A 20,512-nucleotide genomic window follows, 5' to 3' on the forward strand; every position below is an offset into this window, starting at 1 on the left:
CGCTAATTGCCGAGGAGACCCGGGAACAGGCCGAATAGCAGGATCGCGGCGATCACGAGCGGGCAGAGCCAACGCACAAGAAACCGCCAAAACAGGTGCAGCCCTCCGCTGAGCCCATTCTCGCTGTCGATCAACTTCTTATCGGCAATCCAGCCGACAAATAGCGCGACGAGCAGCGCCGACACCGGCAGCATGATCTTGGCCGTCAATTCATCGATTATGCCGAATACAGGCTGCCCCGAGAAGATCAGGAAATCGAGCGGTGTAAATTCGGCCTGGCTGTTGAACGAGAAGCTCGCCCAGGCGCCGATCAGATAGGCCGTGCCGCCGAGGATTAGCGTCGCCACGGGCCGCGACAAATTGAAGCGGCGAATAGCCCAGCTCACCGAGGCCTCAAGCAGGGCGACCGAACTGGTGAGCGCGGCGAAAACCACCATGATGAAGAATAGCAGGCCGATCAACGATCCGGCCGGCATTGTCTGAAAGGCAACCGGCAGGTTGATGAACAGCAGTCCAAGCCCGCCTTGGACCTGCTGCTCGCCCGAAAGAACGGCGCTGACATCGCTTGCCGCCATTGCGCCGAAAACGATCGGAAAAATCGCCAATCCGGCGATGATCGCAACCGATGTGTCGGCCGTCGCGATCTGCCCGGACGTCTTTGCGAGATTGGTTTCGCGTGACGCATAGGCCCCATAGGTGATCATCATCGCCGACCCCAAAGAGAGCGAAAACAGCGCTTGGCCGAGCGCGGAAAGCTGGACGGTCGGGTCGAGCAGCCGGTTGGCGTCAAAAGCGAAAAGGAACTCCAGCGCTGCGCCGAAAGCACCGGAGAATGCGCCGTAAACCGTAATGCTCAGTAGCAGGACAAAAAAGGCTGGCATCAGCCAGACCGCGATCTTCTCAATCCCGTCCAAAACGCCGCGCGCGACGACGAACACTGTCACAGCCATGAAGATTGCATGCATCACGAGCATCGTCATGCTGTCTGCCTGCAGCGCTGGGAGAATGCCCCGCACCTCTTCGACCGTTCTGTCCGGCAGCGCCCCCGCAAAAGGGGCTCCCGATCCGATTGCGCCAGCGAAATCGCTGGCGAATACGCCGATGAAATAGACTATCCAACCGGCAAGAACGCTATAATAGGTGAGAATCAGGAAAGCCGCGACCATGCCGACGCCCGCCGCAACAGACCACCATCCTGACGCGTTCGATTCAGCGGCAACGCGCTTGACGCTCTCGATTGCCGAGGATTTTCCGTGCCGGCCGATCAGCGTTTCTGAAAGCAGCACCGGCAAGCCGATCAGCGCCACGCAAAATATATAGAAGATGACGAACGCCCCACCGCCATTCGCCCCGGCTTCGGCTGGAAAGCGCACGAGATTGCCAAGACCGACGGCCGAACCGACCGCCGCCATGACGAACGCCCAGCGCGAAGACCAGCCCTCGCCCCCTTGCGTTGCTACCGCCACACTCACTCTCCCCGAAAACTCTATGCTTTTGTTACGCGGCTACCTAGCGGGTCGTGCGCGCTAGGGGAAGCGGGGGAAGGTGTTCGCCAGTGCGGCGCCTGAGGCGAAGCCGAAGGTCTGACAAACCTAAATCCGCGCAAGCATAGGCCCAAGCGGGCGGCCGCCGAACAGGTGCACATGCAAATGCGGGACTTCCTGATGGCCATGGCCGCCGATATTGGCGAGCAGGCGATAGCCGGGTTCGACGAGATCGAGGTCGCGGGCGATCTCGCCGACCTTGCGGACGAAATGACCGATTTCCACGTCGCTGGCCCTGGCACTGAAATCGTCCCAGCTCACATAGTCGCCTTTGGGGATCACCAGCACATGGATCGGCGCCTGCGGATTTATATCCTTGAAGGCGAGCACATGCTCGTCCTCATAGACCGTCTCGTTGGGGATCTCCCCGCGCAGTATCTTGGCGAAGATATTGTCGGGATCATAGGGCTGGGTGGCATCGATAGGCATGGATAATCCTTTGTCATTGGCTTGCGCCATCCTATGATTGCGATCACAGCATATCCAGTGCGGCGATGATAGCGTCGGCGTCTGACATCGGGGGGGAGAGAGCAAAATGACCACGATACGAACCGCCGCACTTATGGCTGCGCTGAGCCTGCCTATTGCCGCACAGGCGCAACCGACCGGCTTTGAGGATTGCGAAGATGCTTGGCCCGCCCAGCTCCAGAATCTAGCGATAGGCGAGAATGGCGAGGGTATCCGGACATTTTACAACGGGGCTGTCACCCTTTTGCAGATCGATACGATCGAACCGGCCGCGGGTTCGGGCGGGATCATCGTGATGATGTGGACCGGTTCGGAGCTTAGCGATATCGAGAGGCATTGCTGGGTTACTGCCGGCCATGGCGGAATCGATGTCGATGCAACCGAATCCAGCTACGATCCGGCCGAAGGGCTGACCCTGTCCGTTCCGACGCGCAGCTACAGCCAGGAGGATGGCAGCCTGATCGAGGGAACGCTCCGGTTCCGTCTCAATGTCGCTGCGGGCACATTGACGCCGCTGCCATAATCGGCGAGATCGCAAACTGCTTATGGTAAACGAAAATTTTCGAAATTTACCTTGTTCATAAGGACTTAATTAAGATTTAGAAAATATTAACGGCCTCGCTAATTGGGAGGCATACCAATGAACAAGGGCATTCTGGCAATCTTGGCGGCATCGTCCGCCCTCGCCCTGAGCCAGCCGGCTCAGGCGGAAATCATCACCTATGACGTGTTCAACTATACAGGCGGCGGCCATGGCCTGTGGACGAACAATACCTTTTCCGATCGCAGCTGGGCGTTCCAGCCAGGTTCGACATTCGTGCTCGATACCGACACCGGCACAGGCACGCTGTCCGCGACCGTCGTCAACAATATCGGCCGGTTGACCCCGCTCGAACTGCAGTTCAGCGGGTTGCTCGATTCGCTGGTCGGCACCGGTTTCAGCTACAAGGCCGGCGGCGGCCCCGCCGATCCGTTGCGGCAGGACTATTTCACCAATGCCAGCGGCACGTTCGATTTCGCCGGTTTCAGCAATCCGTTCACGCTGGACCCGAACGATCCGCTGACCGGCAATACGACGGTGCAGTTCGGTTTCGGCGCGAACGACAAGCGGCCGGAATTCGGCCTGTCGGCCTGGCTGAACGTCCTCAATCCCAACGGCGATGCCGAGCGGCATTGGGACGTCAACGCCAAGCTCGTGCGGCGGCCGACCGAAGTGCCCGAGCCCGCGCCGATCGCGCTGCTCGCGCTCGGCATGGCTGGCCTCGTCTATGGCCGGCGCCGCCGGAAAAAGACGGCCGCCCAGGCTTGAAGCCGTATTAGCGGACCCGAAAAGCCCGTTCCGCCAGCTGCGCGGGACGGGCTTTTTCTTGTGAGCGCACCTAACCGCGCCTTAACCCTCTGCAGCTATAGGCTTTCTTGAGGGAATAACCGTTCGGGGGAAGCAGATCGTGCCATGGCATCTTATCGTCGCGCTGACCGCCGTCATGGCGATGCTCGCTTCATGCGGCGTCGACAATCGGCCGCCGGCCGAACGCGCCGAAGCCGCCTTTGCCAACGGCCATTATGCCGAAGCCCGCGTCCATCTCGCCAACGCCATCGATGCGGCGCCCAACGATCCCGATTTGCGGATATTTCTCGGCCGCGCCGCGCTCGCCCAGGGTGACGGTGTTGTCGCTGAGACCGCGTTCGAGCGCGCGCTGGAGCTCGATAGCGACCGCGCCGACGAACTCGCACCCTATCTCGCCCATGCGCATCTGCTTCAGGGCGAAGCCGATGCAGCGCTCGCCCGGCTCGGCGAAGCGGGCGGCAGCACGCTCTATGCTCAGCGCATCCGTGCCCAGGCGCATCTGCAGAAAGGCGAAGCGGACGCGGCCTGGGATATCATCGAGACAGCGCTGAGCGCGGCGGGCGACGATCCCGATCTGCTCGCGCTGGCCGGACAATATCGGCTGTCGACCGGCAATATCGCCGATGCCGAACACTATGCGCGGCGCTCGCTCGCCAGCGATACGCCGAGCGTCGAATCCTATCTGCTGATGGGCCGCATCGCGTCGATCCGCGGCGATCTCCAGGGTGCGCTTGGCCATTATGCGGCGGGCGTCGAGCGTTTTCCCGAACATGTGCAGCTGCATATCGCACGCGCCGCTATCCATGCCGATCGCGGTGAAGCCGACGAGATGGACGTCGCCATGGCGCAGATCGAGCGTATCGCACCCGGCCATCCGGCCGCGATCTTCATCGCGGCGAAGGATGCGCTGAACCGCGGCGAGCTCGATCGCGCCCGCGAACTGGCGCCAGCGCTGGAAGAGGCCGCGCGCGACGCACCACCGCTCCAACTATTGCTCGGCGAACTCGCGATCCGGCTTGGCAATAATGAGCAGGGCATTCGCTGGCTTACCGAATTCCGCCGCTTCGATCCCTATCATTCGAAAGCCGCCTTCCTGCTCGCCCATGCTCTGATGGATACGGGCAGCGCGCGCCAAGCCCATGCGGCGATTGCAACGGCCGCCGGCCGGGCGACTGCTTCGCCGCAGGTCGTGGCGCTGGCCGCGCGGCTTGCCGACGAGCTGAGCCATGAGAGCGCGGAGATGCTCGCGCGCCGCGCCGCCGCGCCCGATCTCGCCGAAGCAGCCGATGGTTTGCGCGCGGCGCAGCAGGCGATGACGCAGAATGACTGGCCGGCCGCGGCCCGCCACTATGGCGCGCTGATCCAGCGGGGCTATGGCGACCATCCGCTGATCCTCAACAATGCAGCAATGGCGAATCTGCGCGCCGAGCGGGGCGAGACGGCACTCGAGCTTGCGGAGCGCGCCCATGCGCTCGTGCCCGACGACCCGTCCGTGCTCGACACGCTGGGCTGGGTGACGCTCGAAACCGGCGGCAACCGATCGGAAGCGCTGACGATGCTGCGCCGCGCGGCACGGCTCGATCCCGGCAATGCGCAAATCCGCTGGCACCTCGCTCAGGCGCTTGCGATCAACGGCCAGCGCGAGGATGCGCGCAGGCTGGCCGGCACATTGCTCGCCCTCATATCCGGCGAACAGCGCGAGCAGATAGAAGCGTTCCGCGAAGGGCTGGGTTAGGCCGGCCTCTTCTTCTGGAGCCCCGAACGTTTGCAGGTCGCGACCAGCTCGTCATGCTGATTATAGGCGCGGTGCTCAAAGGTCACGATGCCCTGATCGGGCCGCGATTTGCTTTCGCGCAGCGCGATCACCTCGGTCTCGACACGCACCGTATCGCCGTGAAAGAGCGGTTTCGGAAAGCGCACCTCGTCCCAGCCGAGATTGGCGACCGCCGTGCCGAGCGTCGTATCGCCGACCGACACGCCGACCATGAGCGACAGCGTGTAACAGCTGTTGACGATCCGCGTGCCGAACTCGGTTTCCACCTTGCAATATTCCTCGTCGAGATGGAGCTGGGCCGGATTGTGCGTCATCGTCGTGAAGAGGACATTGTCGGTCTCGGTAATCGTCCGTCGGATCGGATGATCGAAGGTCTGCCCCACTTCGAGTTCGTCGAACCATTTGCCTGCCATTGTCGCTGCTCCGGATAATGTCTTTGGCACGTCCTAGAACCAGCCCGCTTGCAATTAAACCCCACCGTCACCCCGGACTTGATCCGGGGTCCAGGGCAGCAAGCGCTATCGTTTTTGCCCTAGATTCCGGATCAAGTCCGGAATGATGAATGCGTATTGGGCTTGTGTCGCGCCAACCAAACCATACAGTCGCCGCACACAGGATAAGGACCACCTCCGATGGATTTCCAGCTCACCGACGCACAAGCCGAATTGCAGGAAGCAGCGCGCAAGTTCGCGCGCGCGGAGACCGTTGAGCTGGCACGCGAACTTGAGGCCACGAACACGCCCGTGCCGCCCGAAATGCGCCGCCGCTATGGCGAGATGGGCTTTCTCGGTGTCAATCTGCCTGAGGAATATGGCGGGCTGGGGCTCGGCCATCTCGAGGCTTTGCTCGTGCTCGAACAGTTTGCGATGGTCTCGGTCGCGGTCGCCTTTCCGATCTTCGAGGCGCTGACCGGCCCGGTCCGCACGATCCAGCATTTCGCCTCGGACGAATTGAAGGCCCAGATCATCCCCGATGTCGTGAAGGGCGAGACGATCGTCGCCGTCTCCATGTCCGAGCCCGATGCCGGGACGGCGCTGACGGACCTCAAGACCAGCGCGCGGATCGAAGGCGAGGAAATCGTGATGAGCGGCCAGAAGCGCTGGACCTCGGGCGCTGGTCATTCAGACGTCTATATCGTCTATTGCCGCCTCTCCGACGAACCGGGCGCGAAGGGCATCGGTGCGGTGCTGGTCGAGAAGGACCGCGAGGGCGTGAGCTTTGGCAGCCAGGAAGAGCTGATGGGCTTTCGCGGCATTCCCTCCGCCGACATCTTCCTCGACGAAGTGCGCGTACCGAAGGGCAATATGATCGTGCCGGCCGGGGGTTTCGCCAAGCTGATGCAGGCGTTCAGTCTCGAACGGTGCGGCAATGCGACCATGTCGCTCGGCCTTGCCGCCGCCGCGCTCGAAGAAGCGACGGCATATGCGCAGGAGCGCGAGCAGTTCGGCAAGCCGATCGTCGATTTTCAGGCGATTCAATTGAAGCTCGCCAGCATGGCGATGAAAGTCGAGGCGTCGCGGCTCCTCATCTATCGCGCGGCAGTCAACGCCTCGCAGGGTCTGCCGAATATCTTTGAGAGCAGCGTCGGCAAATGCTTCGCCAATGAGATGGTCCGTGAGGTGACCGCCGATGGCATGCAGATCATGGGCGGATACGGCTATTCGAAGGAATATGGGATGGAACAGCGTGTCCGCGACGGCTTCGCCTGGGGCATCGCGGGCGGCACGACCGATGTGCAGAAAACCAACATCGCGGCGGCGCTAATCGGGCGGCGGTTCAACCAGAGAAGCTAAGCTTGGCGTACTCCGGCACGCGCCCTATATCCGCGCCATGCCGTCCGACACCCATGATTTCCGCACCGGTTCCGACAGCCGCACCCTGCGCGATGCGCTGGGCTGTTTCGGCACGGGCGTCACGGTCGTCACGACGCTGGACCGAGACGACCGGCCGATCGGGCTGACTGCAAACAGCTTCACGTCCGTCTCGCTCGATCCCGAACTGCTGCTCGTCTGCCTCAACCGCAAATCGACCCAGCTGCCTTGGTTCGAGCGCGCCGAAGCCTTCGCGGTCAACGTCCTCCATATCGGCCAGATGGAACTCGCCCAGCGCTTCGCGACACCCGATGCCGACCGGTTCAAGGATACCGATTGGGAGGCCTGGTCGACGGGCGTGCCGATGCTCGGCGATTCGCTCGCCAATTTCGAATGCGCGAAATTCGCCGAATATGACGGCGGCGATCATCTGATCCTGCTGGGACGCGTGATCCGGGTCCGCTTCGATGCCGATCTCGACCCGCTCCTCTATTATCGCGGCAGCTATCGCGAGCTGCACTTCGACTAGCGTCTAGTCGGCGAAGGTAAAGAGATTGCGGCCGCCCTCGGCCCGCACCGTAATTGTCCGCCCGAACGGCGCGCCCTCCTGCAAGACCGCCAGCGTCTCCGCGTCGTCAGACGCGGCGTTCGCCGCGATCCGTGCATCCGCCTGTGTCCGCGCAACGACCGTTGCGACCGTCCCCTGCTTGCCCGGCACAATCGTATATGTGTCGACCACCGCTTCGCCCGCATACTCGTCCTGCACCAACAGCTTTTCCGTTTGTTCCGGCAGCTTCCGGAACCGTTCACCCTCAATCCAATCGGCGGGCAGCCGGGAATAGATGCCGGTCGCATATTTGCTCATGAAGCCGCCATTTGCGCCGACCAGCGCATAGGCGTTCTCGTCGGCGCGGACCTTCTGCACGGCCTCGGCAACTGCGTGCGCGGAATAATTGTTCCCGGCCCCGCCGAAAAAGGGCAGTCCGCCCGTCAGCGTCAGGCCGCGCGGATCGTCGGGCGCGATGCCGAACGCCTCGCTAACATTGGTGACCGCGATCGCGAAACAGCTGTAAAGATCGAAATAGCCAATCGCATCCATGTCGATCCCGGCAATCTCCAGCGCGTCGCGCACCGAAGCGATCGAGGCCGGGCTCACCGCCATATCGGGGCGTTCGAGCACTGACAGCTCCTTTGCATCGGTGACGGCATGGATATGCACCCATTGCTCCTCCGGTACGCCGAGCTCGCGCGCCCGGGCAGCCGAAGCGATCAGGATCGCGGCGGCCTGGTTCACCTGGTCGCGCGCGACCGTCATCCGCGTATAGGGTTCGGCGACGATCCGGTTGCGCTCGGTGACGGTCGCCAGTTCCTCGGCCGTCCGGGCGACGGGCGCCGCCGCATAGGGGTTACGCGCCGCGACTTGGCTGAAAGGCGCGAACAGCTCGCCAATCTCCTGGCGATAGGCATCCAGCCCCATGCCCCGTTCGGCACGCCGGGCATTCTCGAACAGCGCGTAAAGCGAGATCGGTGTCACAAGGCCATGCGCGATCAAAGTCTTATCGAGCAGGCCGCGCATGCCGAGACCGCGATCCTCGAGGCTCCCGTCCACCTCTTCCGACCAGTCCGGCTTTTCACCGGACTTGCTCAGCGTCAGCACCGTCGAAATCGCTTCGGACCCGACGACCGCCGCGACCGACGACCGGCCCTCGGCGATGTCCGCCGCCAGTTCGCCGACCAGCTTTTGCGGCCCCTGCCCGCCGACGATTTCGAGGATCGCGCGCTCCGGGTCCGCGCCGACGCGTTTGCCATAGGACCGCGGGACATTGTTGGACTTGCCGAACGGCGCGACGGCGCCGGGCGTCGAAATCTCGAACTGGCGGATCGCGGCGATCGTGTCGATCGCGCCCGCGACATCGCCACTCGCGTCGCAATCGGCGATCGCCGCGCCGAGTGTCTTCCCGCCCAGATCCATCGGCGAGAGCGCGGTGTAATCGGCATCGTCCGGGCGTTCGGCATACTGACCGACACCGATGATGACGGGCGTGGAATCGGGAATGGCGGTCATGATGTCTCGTCTGTCCTGCGAAAGGTTTCGGATGGCCTAGCTGAGCGCGGCACGCGAGGAAACAGCCCGGCCGAAACCTTCAACCCGTGATGCTATCCGCCTCGATCAGCAACACCTGTACGTCGGCGATGCCTTCGCGCAGCTTTTTCGCCTCGGCATATTCCGGCGAGTTCCAGAAGGCCTTGGCCGCCGCCTTGTCCGGCCATTCGGAAATGACCATCGAGGCCCCGTCGCCGAAATCGCCTTCGAGCAGTTCCACGCCCGGCCCGCGCAGCAGATATTTGCCACCGAACTGCTCGACGAGCTTGCCGGCGGCCGCGCCATAGCCCTGAATAAAGGCGTCGCGGTCGGCAATCTTGGCGGTGACGATCATATAGGCGGGCATGGCGGCTCCTCAGTCGATGGGGCTTGGCGGATAGGTGAAGATGCGATCCGCGATCGGCGCATTGACGACCGTTTCGGTCCAATAGACGGTGTTCGAGACGACGCCATTGTAAGAGAGCGTGACCGTCTGTGCCTGCACCCAGTTCGGCTCCGTCAGCGTGTTGAAATCGTCATAGACGCGCATATGCCAGCCGCGCGGCGTCGCGAACTCCATGGTGCGGATATAATGGCTTTGCTGATCGATCCCGAAAATCGTTTCCGCGCCGCCCGGATCGGTGACGCGGATCTTGTACGTCACATGCCCGTTCGAATTGCCGTCGGGGATGCGCGTCAGCGTAAAACCTTCGCCCAGCGCTCGCCGGATGATCCCGAAGCCGAAGGCCGAGGCCCAATAGGCGTCCGCCTCTTCGCGCGGCATGATGCCGTCCTGCGTCCAGGTCGTCTCGCCGTCATAGCCGACTTCGAACATCACACCGTCGCCGACGCCTGCGCGGATGCGGACCTTGCCCTGTGCATTATGGCTGGCCGTGCGATCGGGATCGAAGACGCGCCACATGCGATAATCGTCGGAGCGGGTGCGCGGTTCGGCGCTGTCGGAGCCATAGAAGACGGCATGACCGCTGAGCTGGAGCGTCGAAGGGTTGAGCCAGTCCGCGCCGCCCGCCGCCTCGGTCGCGCGTTCAAGGATCGTGCGCGCATCGAGCGCCGGTTCGTCCTGCGCAATCGCCGGAGCGGCGAACAGAAACAGCAACAACCCAATCCAGTAGCGCATCGTCGCGATCCTCCCGCCCATACTCTTCGCCGGATTCGCCAGGACTGTCAAAATTTGTCCGGACAGATTTGCATTTGCCGCCCGTCCCTATAGCGTGCAGGCATCGCAGAGGAGGGTCGATCATGCGTTTCATCCCGATATTGGCGGCAATCGTTGCGCTGCCGGCGACCGCCGCCGCGCAGGACCTCGCCGAGCTTGTGCCCGGCACCTATGCCAATACCGAACAGGTCTATTTCCAGGGCGAGGCGGGCGAGCCGCAGGATCGCTGGATCAGCCTGCGGTTCAACACGGGCGATGATGGCAGCATGCGCCTGCATTCGATCGATTCGTTCGGCCAGCCGCTCTACGGCGCAGAAGGCCAGCCGGTGACGATCGAAGCGCGCGGCGAATTGACGGCGCTCACGGCCGGCGACTGCACCCGGCTGATGCGGCCGGGGGGCGAAGATTTCGTGCTCGCGGGGAGCGAAGGCGATTGCGACGATTTGCCGGTGCGCATGGAGCGGGTTAGCGCCGCGGGCATGACCTTCAGCTGGCCCGACGGGCGGATGATGGAGATGCGCCGCGCGCGCCCCGTCTCCTGCTGGATATCGGTGCGCAAAACGGAACCCGTGGCCGAGGGCGAGAGCGAATGGACGTTCGATGCCGGCCTGATGATGCACGATCAGGGCGGCCGCATCCGCGCGGGCGGCGGCGATAGCGGCGCGCCGGTGGCTATCATCCGCATGCGCAACGTCATCTGGCCGCCGCCGACCCGCAACCGGCCAAGCCTCGTCCTCTACGTTCATACCGAAGACGAGCCGAACCGCGCGGTTTCCTATAGCTGGGCCGACCCCGGCGCGAACCGCATCGGCATCAACTTGCGCTGGATGCAGGCGAGTTGCACGGTGCAGCAAACCGAAGAAGGACCGGACGCATGAGCGAGCGACGCGCGGAAATCACCGAACATGGCGGGCCCGAGGTCATTACCTGGCAGGATGTCGATCTTGGCGATCCGGGCGAAGGCGAGGTGCGGATGCGCAACACAGCCGTCGGCCTCAACATGATCGACACCTATCACCGCAAGGGCGTCTATCCGGTCGAACTACCGAGCGGACTGGGGTTGGAGGCTGCGGGTATTGTCGAGGCCGTGGGGCCGGGCGTGAGCGACTTCAAGGAAGGCGATCGCGTCGTCACTTTCGGCCCGCAGCTCGGCGCCTATGCGACGGCACGCAATATGCCCGCCGACCGGCTCTTCGCGATTCCGGACGGCGTGGCGGACGATGTCGCGGCGGCGACCTTCCTCAAAGGCTGTACGACCGAGTTTCTCGTCGAGCGCTGCGGCAAGGTCGAGAGCGGCTGGCCGGTGCTCGTCCATGCCGCGGCTGGCGGCACAGGGCAGTTGCTTGTCCAGTGGCTCAAACATCTGGGCGCGGAGGTGATCGGCACGACCAGCAGCGCGGAAAAGGCGGAGAAAGCCAAGGCGGCCGGTGCCGATCATATCATCCTCTACACCGAACAACAGGTCGCGCCGCGCGTGCGCGAGATTACCGGCGGCAAGGGCGTGCGCGTCGTCTTCGACGGCGTTGGCAAGGCGACCTGGGAGGCTTCGCTCGATTCGCTCGGCCCGCGCGGGCTGCAGATCAGTTTCGGTAATGCGAGCGCGCCGGTCGGCGACACCAATCTCGCGATCCTCGCGCAAAAGGGTTCGCTCTTCACGACCCGGCCGACTTTGTTCGACTATTATTCCGATCCCGCCGAAGCGCGCGCTGGGGCAGCCCGGCTCTTCGCGCTGCTCGGCGAAGGGGTGCTCAGCGTCGATATCGGCCAGACCTACCCGCTCGAAGAGGCGGCGCAGGCGCATATCGACCTCGAAGCGCGCAAGACTGTCGGCTCGACCGTCCTCATCCCCTGATGGCGCATATCGAGCCGCTTGCGCCGGACCAACTGCCGGACGGGCTGCGCGAGCGGCTGGCCGAGGCCGAGACGCGCATGGGATTCGCCTCGAACGACATCATGACGATGGCCCGCTGGCCCGAACTGCTCGGCGCGCTCGAAGGGCTGATCGCGACGATCTACGGATCTGAGGAGGTCGATCTCGGTCTCAAACGGCTGATGGCGATGGTGGTCAGCAACGCCGCAGGCTGCCGCTATTGTGAGGCGCATACCGCGCATGGCGCGGCACAAATGTCAGGCGTCGATGGCGAGAAAGTCGCCGCGGTCTGGGACTATCGGACGAGCGATCTCTTCTCGGACGCGGAGCGCGCGGCACTCGATCTGGCGCTCGCGGCGGGCCAGACGCCCAATGCCGCGACCGAGGCGCATTTCGCAGCGCTGCGGCAGCATTGGAGCGAGCGGCAGATCGTCGAGATGGTCGCGCTGATCGGCCTGTTCGGCTTTCTCAACCGCTGGAACGACACGCTCGCAACCCCGCTCGAAGACGCCCCGCTCAGCTATGCGCTGGAACGGCTAACCGACTGGAATCCGGGCAAGCACGCTTAGACTACCAGATCTTGCCGCCGATCCATGCGCCCGCTGCCGGCAGGAAGGGCCGGATTTCGACGCTTTCCCAGATATCGGCGCTCGCATAAGGGTCGCGGTCGAGCAGATCGCGTGCCTCGGCTTCGCTTTCCGCATCGAAGATCAGCATCGAGCCGATCGTATTGCCCTCGGCATCGCGCACCGGACCGGCAACGCGGATCTTGTCCATGATCGTCTCGATATGCGCGAAATGCGCTTGCGCGAGCTCCTTGCGCAGCCGCTGCGACTCCGGCCCCGGATGGTCCGTGCACCAGGCGATATAGGCGGGCTGCGGTGCAACCTTGGTCATGGTCCTGTCTCCACCAGCTCGAGCAGTTCGCCGGCCGGGCCGATCACCGTCGCGGCGCGGCGGCCCTCATAGAGCGGGCCTTGCCGGACTGTCGGCGGTACAATCCAGTCGCAATCCAGCGCGCCCAGATCGTCAGCCGCCAACGTCACCAGCGCATTGCCGGGCGGCAGCATATTCTTGTGCCGCGCTCGGGCCGTCGCTTCGGCTGGATAGTCGTCGACCTCGACGATCGGCAGCCGGTCATTTTGCACCATGGTGAGGTCCGACTGGGTGCCCGGCGGCGCGCCGAACGCGTCGTTTATCATCGTATATTCAAGCGTATAGGTATCGCCTTCGTCGAGGCCGAGCGTCGTGCAATACCAGACGACCGTTTCGGCCCGCTCCGGCGTTGCAAGGATCACGATGAAGATATGGTCGGTCAGCGATCCGGCGTGTGGCAAATCCGACGACGGCGTATTCTCGCGCACTTCGTTCAGATAGACCATCTCCCGGCCGCGCCCGAGCACCTGCATCGGCACGAAAAAAGGGAGACCCTCCAGCTCCTTGGGCGGCCCGACGATATCGAAGCCGCTGCCCCGCAGCCGGTCCGGCCAGCCGAACACATCCTGGACCGTTAGCTCATAGGCCGCCCAGCCATAGGTGCGGGTCGGCTTGAAATCGGGATGATCGGGCTGTTCGACGAGACGGATAAAGCAAGGCGCGCCGCTTTGCGGCTGCAGGATCGCCATCGGCTGCCCCGCGCTCGCGGGCACACCCCAGCTCGCCGCGAGATCGTCGGGCAGCTTGCCGCGTTCGAGCAGCTTCAGGCCGAGCGTTCCCTCATAATCGGCCAGCGCCATGTCCAGATCGGGCGTCGTGACGACCCCGCCGAGAATGGATCCGTGTTTCAACTCGCTCTCCCAGCCTCTCTTCCACAGACCGTTAGCCCTGAGCCTGTCGAAGGGCGCTTCTCCACCGATAGACGCCCTTCGACAGGCTCAGGGCTAACGGTACTTGCTCGTAAATAACTCAAAACTCCGCCTTTCGCTTTTCGAGGAACGCGGCGACACCTTCCTTGAAGTCTTCGCCTTCGAACGCGGCATCGAATTGCGCGGCAGTCTCCGCATCGTCGTCCGCCTGTCCGTCGAGGATACGCCGGACGATCGCCTTGCTCATCCGCTGGCTGTGCGGCGAGACCGACGCCATGGTTTCAGCCAGCGCCGCCGCCTCTTCATGCGGGTCATCGGCGAGGATCGTGACGAGCCCCATCCGCTGCGCTTCCCCGACCGAGAGCAACTGCCCCGTGAACAGGATGCGCTTCGCCTGGGCCGGGCCCACCAGATCGACGAGCAGCTTGGTGTCGTGCAGCGAATAGACGAGGCCGAGCTTGGCCGGGGTAATGCCGAACCGCGCCTTGGGCCCGGCAATGCGCAGATCGCAGGCGATCGCGATGCCGCAGCCGCCGCCGATACAATCCTGGTCGATCACCGCGACGGTCGGCTTCGGCGCGCGGGCGAGATCGTGCTGCACTTTGCGGATCGCGGCTTGGTTCTTAGCGCGCCATTCCGCATCCTTCGCGCCGGCCGCGAATTCCGCGATATCGGCGCCCGCGCTGAACGCGCTGTTCTTCTCGCTCGCGCTGACGATCAGCACGCGGATCGCATCGTCGCCCATCGCATCGGCGAGTAGCGCCGGGAACAGCTCCCACATGTCCTGCGTGAAGGCATTGCGCTTGTCCGGCCGGTCGATCAGCAGCCGCGCAATCTGGCCCTCTTTTTCGAGGCGGAGGGTCATGCGGGCTCCACCTGCGCAAAATGCTGGGCGATCGCGTGCCGAGTCGTCACCCAGACATCGTCATGCGCGCGGACATGTTTGAAAAATTCCTCAAGCGCCCAAATGCGGCCCGGCCGGCCGATGATGCGCAGGTGCAGGCCAAGGCTCATCATTTTCGGATTGCCGTCCGCGCCCTCGCGATAAATCTGGTCGAAATTGGCCTTGGCGTAATCGAGCCATTGATGCGGGGTCAGCGCCGGATCGGTCCACATCTTCATGTCATTATTGTCGAGCTGATAGGGGACGATCACGAGCGGTTTGTCGGGCACGGTTTCGCGATCCCAGTACGGCACATCGCCCGAATAATCGTCCATATGATAGGCGAAGCCCTCCTCGATCAGCAGCCGCCGCGTCTCATCGGTATGGAAATAGCGCGAGAGCCAGCCATAGGGCCGGACGCCGACCGTCTTCTCGATCGAGCTTACGGCCTTGCGGATGAATGCGCGCTCGGCCTCTTCGTCGAGCTTGAACTGGTGAACCCAGCGCCACCCATGGCTGACCGGCTCATGGCCGAGCTCTGCAATGGCTTCGGCGATCTCGGGATGGTTTTCGAGGCTCATCGCCGCGACCGTCCAGCTTGCCATGATGTCATATTCGCGCAGCAATTTGACGATGCGCGGCGCGCCCGCCTTGATGCCGTAGAGATAATTGCTCTCATTGCCGTAATTGCGGATCGGCGCGCGGATATGGATGCCGAGTTCGTCGACCGGTTCCATGCCCTTGTCGCCGCGCGCGACGGTCATTTCCGACCCTTCCTCGACATTGACGACGACGCTCAGCGCCATCTTCGCCCCGTCCGGCCAGTCGATCCGTTCTTCCTGCATCAATGCATTTCCTCTCCGCCCGACACGTTGAGCGCTTCGCCCGTCACATAGATGGCCTCGTCGCTTGCGAGCCAAGCGCAGGCCGCCGCCGTATCGCTCGGCAGACCGGGCCGCCCCATCGGGTTTTTCGCGCTCATATTGGCGAGATAATCCTCCACCGTCTCGAAGCCGAGCAGCTTGGAGAAATATTCGTTCTGCTGCGCGCCGAGGCCGGTCGTCACATGATTGGGGCAGACCGCGTTGACCGTGATGCCGTGCGCGCCGAGCTCGACCGCGCTCGCCCGGGTCAGCCCGACCATGCCGTGCTTCGACGACACATAGGCGGGAAGGTGCGGGAAGCCGGTCTTCGCGGCCTGGCTCGCGATATTGATGATCCTGCCGCCATTACCCTTGTCGACCATCGCCTTGGCAGCGGCCTGGGTGCAATAGAAAGCGCCAGACAGGTTGACGGCGAGCACCTGATCCCATTCGTCAGCCGTATCGACGTCGAGCAGCGGCTTCATCTTGAAGCCGATCCCGGCATTGTTGACCATCACATCGATCCCGCCGAAGCGCTCGACCGTCTGCGCGACCAGCGACTGGCATTGCGCCGCATCGCTGACATCGCAGGCGATCGTCGCGACTTCCGCCCCGCGCCCGCGCAATTCCTCGGCCACGCCTTCCGCCTCGGCATCGATCGTCAGGTCCGAAACGACGCAATTGGCGCCTTCGTCGGCAAACGCCTGCAAAATCCCCTGCCCCAGCCCCTTTTCCTTGCCGGAACCGGTTACGACGATGGTTTTGCCCGAAAAACGGCCCATTGCGCCTCTCCTACAGGTCTTCGGTCAGGATGAATTGCGGACTGTCCGCATAATCCTGAAACGGCGCGGCGGCAGCCTGGAACTCTTCGGTCGAGATATCGGCGACGAAGGCGTCCATATCGTTGACGTCGATGATCTCGAAATAGTCATAGGCCGGCTTGGCGCTGTCGTCGCCGAACACGCCGCTCGCCTTGTGCACGGTGAAGCCATCGACCGAGCCGAGCGCGTTAACGCCGGGGACATCCCGCGTCTTGGCCCAATTCTCATACTCCTCGACGCTTACGCCGTCTTTCAGGTTGAACAATACGATGATCCGCATGTCTCTCTCCTCTTCTCTTTCCTCAGAATAGATCGGGCGGGCGATAGCCGTCCAATTGCAAATCCAGCCCGCGCGCCAGATCGAACAGCCCCGCCTCATTGCCCGCCGCACCGATCAGCTGCACCGCCACGGGCAGCCCGCTGTCGTCAGTGCCCGCCGGGATGCTGATCGACGGCAGGCCCGCGATATTGGCGAGGCAGGTGAAATCGGCCTGGTTGGCGGGCGGCTTCTCGCTGTGCGGAAAGGCCGCCTGCGGCACGGTTGGCAGCAGGATCGCGCCATGCGTATCGACGGCCGCGAGCAGCGCCTCGCGCGTCCGGGCGAGCACCGCCGCGTCCTCGGCGAGATCGGCGTCCGAGCGCTTCGGCCCGATATCGATGAGAAATTTCAGATTGTCGGACAGGCCGTCCGGATCGGCGTCGCGCAGATCGGCCAGATGGTCGTGGAGTGCACGCGCGGCGCGGATGAAACCGGCGAAGCGGATGCGCGACAGCGGATCGGGCAGCGCGAAAGTTTGGGTTGCACCGAGTAGCTCGACCGCCTTTTTGTACGCGGCGAAGACCGCCGGCTCGCATTCGACATCGCCAAGCCCCGCCAGCGTGACCGGCGTTGCGATGGCCTCCGGCTCGGCCATATCGATCAGCTCGCGCGCGACGATCTCGAGGTCGCTTAGCGAGCGGGCCAGCGGGCCGATCGCGTCGAGCGAGCCCTCGCAGATTTCGAGGCCGTGCTGCGAAATCGCCCCATAGGTCGGCTTGAGCCCGTACACGCCGCAATAGGCGGAGGGGACGCGGACCGAACCAAGCGTATCCGTACCCAGCGCCATCACGCACAGCCCGGCGGCCACCGCCGCGCCGCTGCCGCCCGAAGAACCGCCCGGCGTATGGCCGATACGGTGCGGGTTGTGCGCTGGGCCAAGCCAGGGATTATCGGTTTTCGCGCCGAGCGCCGCTTCCTCCATGTTGAGCGTGCCGAGGACAATCGCGCCCGCTTTGCGCAGGTCCGCGACAACCTTCGCATCAGCCGCAGCGACGCACTCCCGGCGCGCCTTGATCCCGGCACTCGTCACCAGCCCCTCGACGTCAATGTTAGCTTTGATCGCCACCGGCACGCCCTCCAGCGCGCGCGGCGCGGCGGAGAGGATTTGCCGGTCGCTTTCGGCCGCCGCCTGCATCGCGCCCGGCTCGTCGAGTTCGATAAAGGCGTTGAGATCGCCGTTCAGCGCCGCGATCCGGGCGATCGCGGCCTCGACGACCGCCGACGGCATGGTCTCGCCCGCCCGGTAGAGCGCGAGCAGGCCGGCAATGCCGTGGCGATGGAACGGCTCGGTCAAATCTTCCTCTCGTCGATCAGGCGGATCGGTTTCTGGCGGACGTCGATCTGCGTGTCCTTCGCCGTGTCGCCGACGCCGACCATGTCGATATCGACCTCGATGCCGAGACCGCGTTTGAGTATCTCGCCGATCTCGCCCTCGTCCGTGCCGCCGCGGCTTTCCATGACGACGCACATATGATCCTTGCCGCTTTCATCCCGCGTCACCCGGCAGACATATTCGCCGGTCAGGTCCGCGCGGTTTTCTATGAGCGCGCCGATCGCATGCGGGAAGATGTTGATGCCGCGCAATTTCACCATGTTGTCGCTGCGCCCCTTGAAGCCCGAGATGCGCTTGAAGACCATGCCGGTATCGTTCGCGCCGGTCAGCTCCTCCGTCACGTCATGGGTGTTGAAGCGGATGCAGGGCGCGATATCGTCCTTGAACAGGCAGGTGACGACCATATCGCCGGTCTCGCCCGCTGCCACCGGCGCGCCGGTATCGACGTCGAGCAGCTCAAGATATTGCGCGTCCTCCCAGACGTATAATCCGTTGCGGTCCGGCCCCTCGCCCGCGATCGATCCGGTATCCCCGACCCCGTACCAGTCATAGGCTTTCGCGCCGTGCCAGGCGTCCTCGGTCGAGGCGCGGTCCTCCGTTCCCAGATGGCCAATGATCATGCGCAGCTTGATCCGGTCGAACAGCTTTTCGGCCTCGGCGACTTCGGCAAGCTTGCGGACATAATCGACAAAGCCGACCATCACGGTGACGCCGAAATCGGCCATGAGGTTGACCTGATTGACCGAACGCGTCTCGATCCCGGTCCCTGCGGAGAGGAACAGCGCGTTCGTGAAATGCGTGACGGCCTCGCGGATATAATGGCCGCCATTGATCATACCATGGCCGTAGACCGACTGGATCACATCGTCCCCGGTGAGTCCCATCCAGCGATACATGCGGCCGACGAGCAGGTTAGTGACCTCGCGCCCCTTGGGCCCGAACATCAGCGGCTGCGGCCGGCCCGTCGTCCCGCTCGTCGTGTGGAAGACGACAGGGTCGCTGTCCGCACCCTTGCCGCGCCCGTCGAAATCGCCATAGGGCGGATGCTCGTTGACCGAGGCCATCAGGTCCGACTTGTCGTACACGGGCAACCTGGCGATGTCCGGCAGCCCGCCGATATCGCCGGGCTCGATGCCCTTCTCGCCCCAAAGCCGCTGGTAGAAAGGAATCTCCCAGCCGCGTTTCATCAGCCGCTTGAACTGCGCATCCTGGATCGCATGGAGTTCATCGCGCGACATGGCCGTGTAGCGCGACACGAACTCTTCGCCGACCGGATAATCGGCCAGCATCTGTTTGGCGTCGAAGGCCTCGAAATAGGTGGGAAAGCTCATTGCGGGTCCGTTGCGTAGCCTAAGGGGTCGTCGAAAAGCCGTGCGTCCGCATCGGGCGATGCGAGCGTACGGCAGAGATCATATTTGGCCTTCGCCTGTTCGGCGCTCATCCGCGCTTCCGGGCTGCCGAGATTGCCGGTGATGGTGCGCGCGATATGGCCGCCATTTTTGAGCGTGATCGTAAGCTGCTGCGGCGCGAGCGCGTTGGGATCGGGATTGTCGTCGAGCCGGACGGTGACCTTTTCGCCGAGCGCCGACAGCGCGGGATCGGCGAACTGGTCGGCAGTGAAGCAGGCCGGATTGACGATTCCGTCGCGCAGGAGCAGCGGCACGAGAAAGGCGAGGCAGAGCCGCGCATAGCTTGGCGTCATGTCCGGCATATAGGGTCGGCCGACGAGCCGGTTTATGAGTGGCGGCGCGGCGACATCCACGCTCTCCACGGCTGCGGGATCGAGCTCGCTCGCGCGCAGCATATCGTCAATCGTGCCGAGCACGCCATGGCTGGCCCGGCCCGACGGAAAGGGCTTGATGCTGACCTCTTCGATCAGCCAGTGTTTGCCGATCGCATCGGTGTAGCGCGGTAACCTACCGGGTTCGAAGAGCGCGAAATAGCCGAATGGCCCTTCGAGTGCGTCATGCGGGCCGTCCATTCCGGTTCTCGCGAGATCGACGGCGGTGATTGCGGCGCGCGCGGCATTGCCAATCTGGAGCGGCAGCGCGATAGAAGCCTCGACATGGGCCTGCATCGTCCCGGCAGCCTGCGAATAGGCGAGTCCGAGGACATCGGCGAAACGCTCGGGTGGCAGATTCTCAAGCCGAGCAACGGCCAGCGCCGCGCCGATCACGCCCGCGGTCGCCGGACGGAAAAACTGCATGGCGCCGGTCGCCGCGACGCCCATGCCGCTGGCGATATCGACGCCGACCGCGAGCGCGGCCAGAAAGGCATCGGGATCACTCCCGCCTTTCCGGTCTGACGCAGCCAGCAGGGCAGCGGTTACGACCGACAGCACATGGACGACGGCTGGTTCGTGCACCGCATCCCATTCGAGGCAGTGGATCGCGAACCCGTTGCACCAGGCGGC

At 63.8% G+C, this 20,512-nt stretch carries 23 protein-coding genes; 8 read left to right on the forward strand and 15 right to left on the reverse strand.

Features of this window, described 5'->3' with window-relative positions:
* Positions 1-2 precede the first annotated feature (2 nt).
* On the reverse strand, positions 3-1,466 hold the full coding sequence (locus tag Q0974_RS04195; protein ID WP_299323002.1) for a sodium-dependent transporter: 1,464 nt from the start codon (positions 1,464-1,466) through the stop codon (positions 3-5).
* Positions 1,467-1,592: 126 nt separating this feature from the next.
* On the reverse strand, positions 1,593-1,973 hold the full coding sequence (locus tag Q0974_RS04200; protein WP_299323004.1) for a histidine triad nucleotide-binding protein: 381 nt from the start codon (positions 1,971-1,973) through the stop codon (positions 1,593-1,595).
* Positions 1,974-2,079: 106 nt separating this feature from the next.
* Here Q0974_RS04200 and Q0974_RS04205 point away from each other — a divergent pair, with 106 nt between their 5' ends.
* The 3 genes from Q0974_RS04205 to Q0974_RS04215 all read left to right on the forward strand — a co-directional run bounded on the left by Q0974_RS04205 (position 2,080) and on the right by Q0974_RS04215 (position 5,095).
* Positions 2,080-2,535, forward strand: coding sequence for a hypothetical protein (locus Q0974_RS04205; protein WP_299323007.1), 456 nt, complete (start codon positions 2,080-2,082; stop codon positions 2,533-2,535).
* A gap of 117 nt (positions 2,536-2,652) precedes the next feature.
* Complete coding sequence (locus Q0974_RS04210; RefSeq protein WP_299323009.1) at positions 2,653-3,321, forward strand: PEP-CTERM sorting domain-containing protein; 669 nt, start codon at positions 2,653-2,655, stop codon at positions 3,319-3,321.
* A gap of 139 nt (positions 3,322-3,460) precedes the next feature.
* Entirely contained in the window at positions 3,461-5,095 is a 1,635-nt protein-coding gene (locus tag Q0974_RS04215) for a tetratricopeptide repeat protein (protein WP_299323011.1), read from the forward strand.
* Here Q0974_RS04215 and Q0974_RS04220 read toward each other — a convergent pair.
* Entirely contained in the window at positions 5,092-5,547 is a 456-nt protein-coding gene (locus Q0974_RS04220; protein WP_299323013.1) for a MaoC family dehydratase, read from the reverse strand. The genes Q0974_RS04215 and Q0974_RS04220 overlap by 4 nt on opposite strands.
* 219 nt (positions 5,548-5,766) lie before the next feature.
* Between Q0974_RS04220 and Q0974_RS04225 the strand changes: the two genes are divergently transcribed.
* Both Q0974_RS04225 and Q0974_RS04230 read left to right on the forward strand, forming a co-directional pair.
* On the forward strand, positions 5,767-6,927 hold the full coding sequence (locus Q0974_RS04225) for an acyl-CoA dehydrogenase family protein (protein ID WP_299323015.1): 1,161 nt from the start codon (positions 5,767-5,769) through the stop codon (positions 6,925-6,927).
* 37 nt (positions 6,928-6,964) lie between these two features.
* Positions 6,965-7,474, forward strand: a complete 510-nt coding sequence (locus Q0974_RS04230) for a flavin reductase family protein (protein ID WP_299323017.1) — start codon at positions 6,965-6,967, stop codon at positions 7,472-7,474.
* Positions 7,475-7,477: 3 nt separating this feature from the next.
* On the opposite strand, the gene Q0974_RS04235 is transcribed toward Q0974_RS04230, so the two are convergent.
* From Q0974_RS04235 to Q0974_RS04245, 3 genes are all read right to left on the reverse strand, one after another.
* Positions 7,478-9,010, reverse strand: a complete 1,533-nt coding sequence (locus Q0974_RS04235) for an acetyl-CoA acetyltransferase (protein WP_299323019.1) — start codon at positions 9,008-9,010, stop codon at positions 7,478-7,480.
* 79 nt (positions 9,011-9,089) lie between these two features.
* Positions 9,090-9,395, reverse strand: a complete 306-nt coding sequence (locus Q0974_RS04240) for a DUF1330 domain-containing protein (RefSeq protein ID WP_299323021.1) — start codon at positions 9,393-9,395, stop codon at positions 9,090-9,092.
* 9 nt (positions 9,396-9,404) lie between these two features.
* Complete coding sequence (locus Q0974_RS04245; protein WP_299323023.1) at positions 9,405-10,166, reverse strand: hypothetical protein; 762 nt, start codon at positions 10,164-10,166, stop codon at positions 9,405-9,407.
* Positions 10,167-10,288: 122 nt separating this feature from the next.
* On the opposite strand from Q0974_RS04245, the gene Q0974_RS04250 reads away from it, so the two are divergent.
* Genes Q0974_RS04250 through Q0974_RS04260 form a run of 3 tightly spaced genes read left to right on the forward strand, consistent with a single transcriptional unit; the run spans position 10,289 to position 12,644 of the window.
* Positions 10,289-11,083, forward strand: coding sequence for a hypothetical protein (locus Q0974_RS04250; protein ID WP_299323025.1), 795 nt, complete (start codon positions 10,289-10,291; stop codon positions 11,081-11,083).
* Positions 11,080-12,057 (forward strand): quinone oxidoreductase, encoded by a 978-nt coding sequence (locus Q0974_RS04255; protein WP_299323026.1) that lies wholly within the window; start codon positions 11,080-11,082, stop codon positions 12,055-12,057. The genes Q0974_RS04250 and Q0974_RS04255 overlap by 4 nt, the downstream gene beginning before the upstream one ends.
* On the forward strand, positions 12,057-12,644 hold the full coding sequence (locus tag Q0974_RS04260) for a carboxymuconolactone decarboxylase family protein (RefSeq protein ID WP_299323028.1): 588 nt from the start codon (positions 12,057-12,059) through the stop codon (positions 12,642-12,644). Before Q0974_RS04255 ends, Q0974_RS04260 begins: the two co-directional genes overlap by 1 nt.
* Before the next feature lies 1 nt (position 12,645).
* Here Q0974_RS04260 and Q0974_RS04265 read toward each other — a convergent pair whose 3' ends face one another.
* The 9 genes from Q0974_RS04265 to Q0974_RS04305 form a co-directional block, all read right to left on the reverse strand.
* Positions 12,646-12,972 (reverse strand): YciI family protein, encoded by a 327-nt coding sequence (locus tag Q0974_RS04265; protein ID WP_299323030.1) that lies wholly within the window; start codon positions 12,970-12,972, stop codon positions 12,646-12,648.
* Positions 12,969-13,862 (reverse strand): hypothetical protein, encoded by an 894-nt coding sequence (locus tag Q0974_RS04270; protein WP_299323045.1) that lies wholly within the window; start codon positions 13,860-13,862, stop codon positions 12,969-12,971. Before Q0974_RS04270 ends, Q0974_RS04265 begins: the two co-directional genes overlap by 4 nt.
* A gap of 118 nt (positions 13,863-13,980) precedes the next feature.
* Positions 13,981-14,745 (reverse strand): enoyl-CoA hydratase-related protein, encoded by a 765-nt coding sequence (locus Q0974_RS04275; RefSeq protein ID WP_299323048.1) that lies wholly within the window; start codon positions 14,743-14,745, stop codon positions 13,981-13,983.
* On the reverse strand, positions 14,742-15,608 hold the full coding sequence (locus Q0974_RS04280; RefSeq protein ID WP_299323050.1) for a polysaccharide deacetylase family protein: 867 nt from the start codon (positions 15,606-15,608) through the stop codon (positions 14,742-14,744). The genes Q0974_RS04275 and Q0974_RS04280 overlap by 4 nt, the downstream gene beginning before the upstream one ends.
* A complete protein-coding gene (locus Q0974_RS04285) occupies positions 15,608-16,408 on the reverse strand; it encodes an SDR family NAD(P)-dependent oxidoreductase (protein WP_299323053.1) in 801 nt (266 codons plus the stop codon). Before Q0974_RS04285 ends, Q0974_RS04280 begins: the two co-directional genes overlap by 1 nt.
* A gap of 10 nt (positions 16,409-16,418) precedes the next feature.
* Entirely contained in the window at positions 16,419-16,727 is a 309-nt protein-coding gene (locus tag Q0974_RS04290) for an REDY-like protein HapK (protein ID WP_299323055.1), read from the reverse strand.
* A 22-nt stretch (positions 16,728-16,749) separates the two neighbouring features.
* Complete coding sequence (locus Q0974_RS04295) at positions 16,750-18,060, reverse strand: amidase (protein WP_299323058.1); 1,311 nt, start codon at positions 18,058-18,060, stop codon at positions 16,750-16,752.
* Positions 18,057-19,430 (reverse strand): phenylacetate--CoA ligase family protein, encoded by a 1,374-nt coding sequence (locus Q0974_RS04300; protein ID WP_299323060.1) that lies wholly within the window; start codon positions 19,428-19,430, stop codon positions 18,057-18,059. Before Q0974_RS04300 ends, Q0974_RS04295 begins: the two co-directional genes overlap by 4 nt.
* Positions 19,427-20,512, reverse strand: a 1,086-nt coding sequence (locus Q0974_RS04305; RefSeq protein WP_299323063.1) for an MmgE/PrpD family protein, incomplete at its 5' end; no start/stop codon positions are given. The genes Q0974_RS04300 and Q0974_RS04305, both read right to left, overlap by 4 nt.

This window comes from Parasphingopyxis sp., from assembly GCF_028279465.1.
GTDB lineage: Bacteria > Pseudomonadota > Alphaproteobacteria > Sphingomonadales > Sphingomonadaceae > Parasphingopyxis.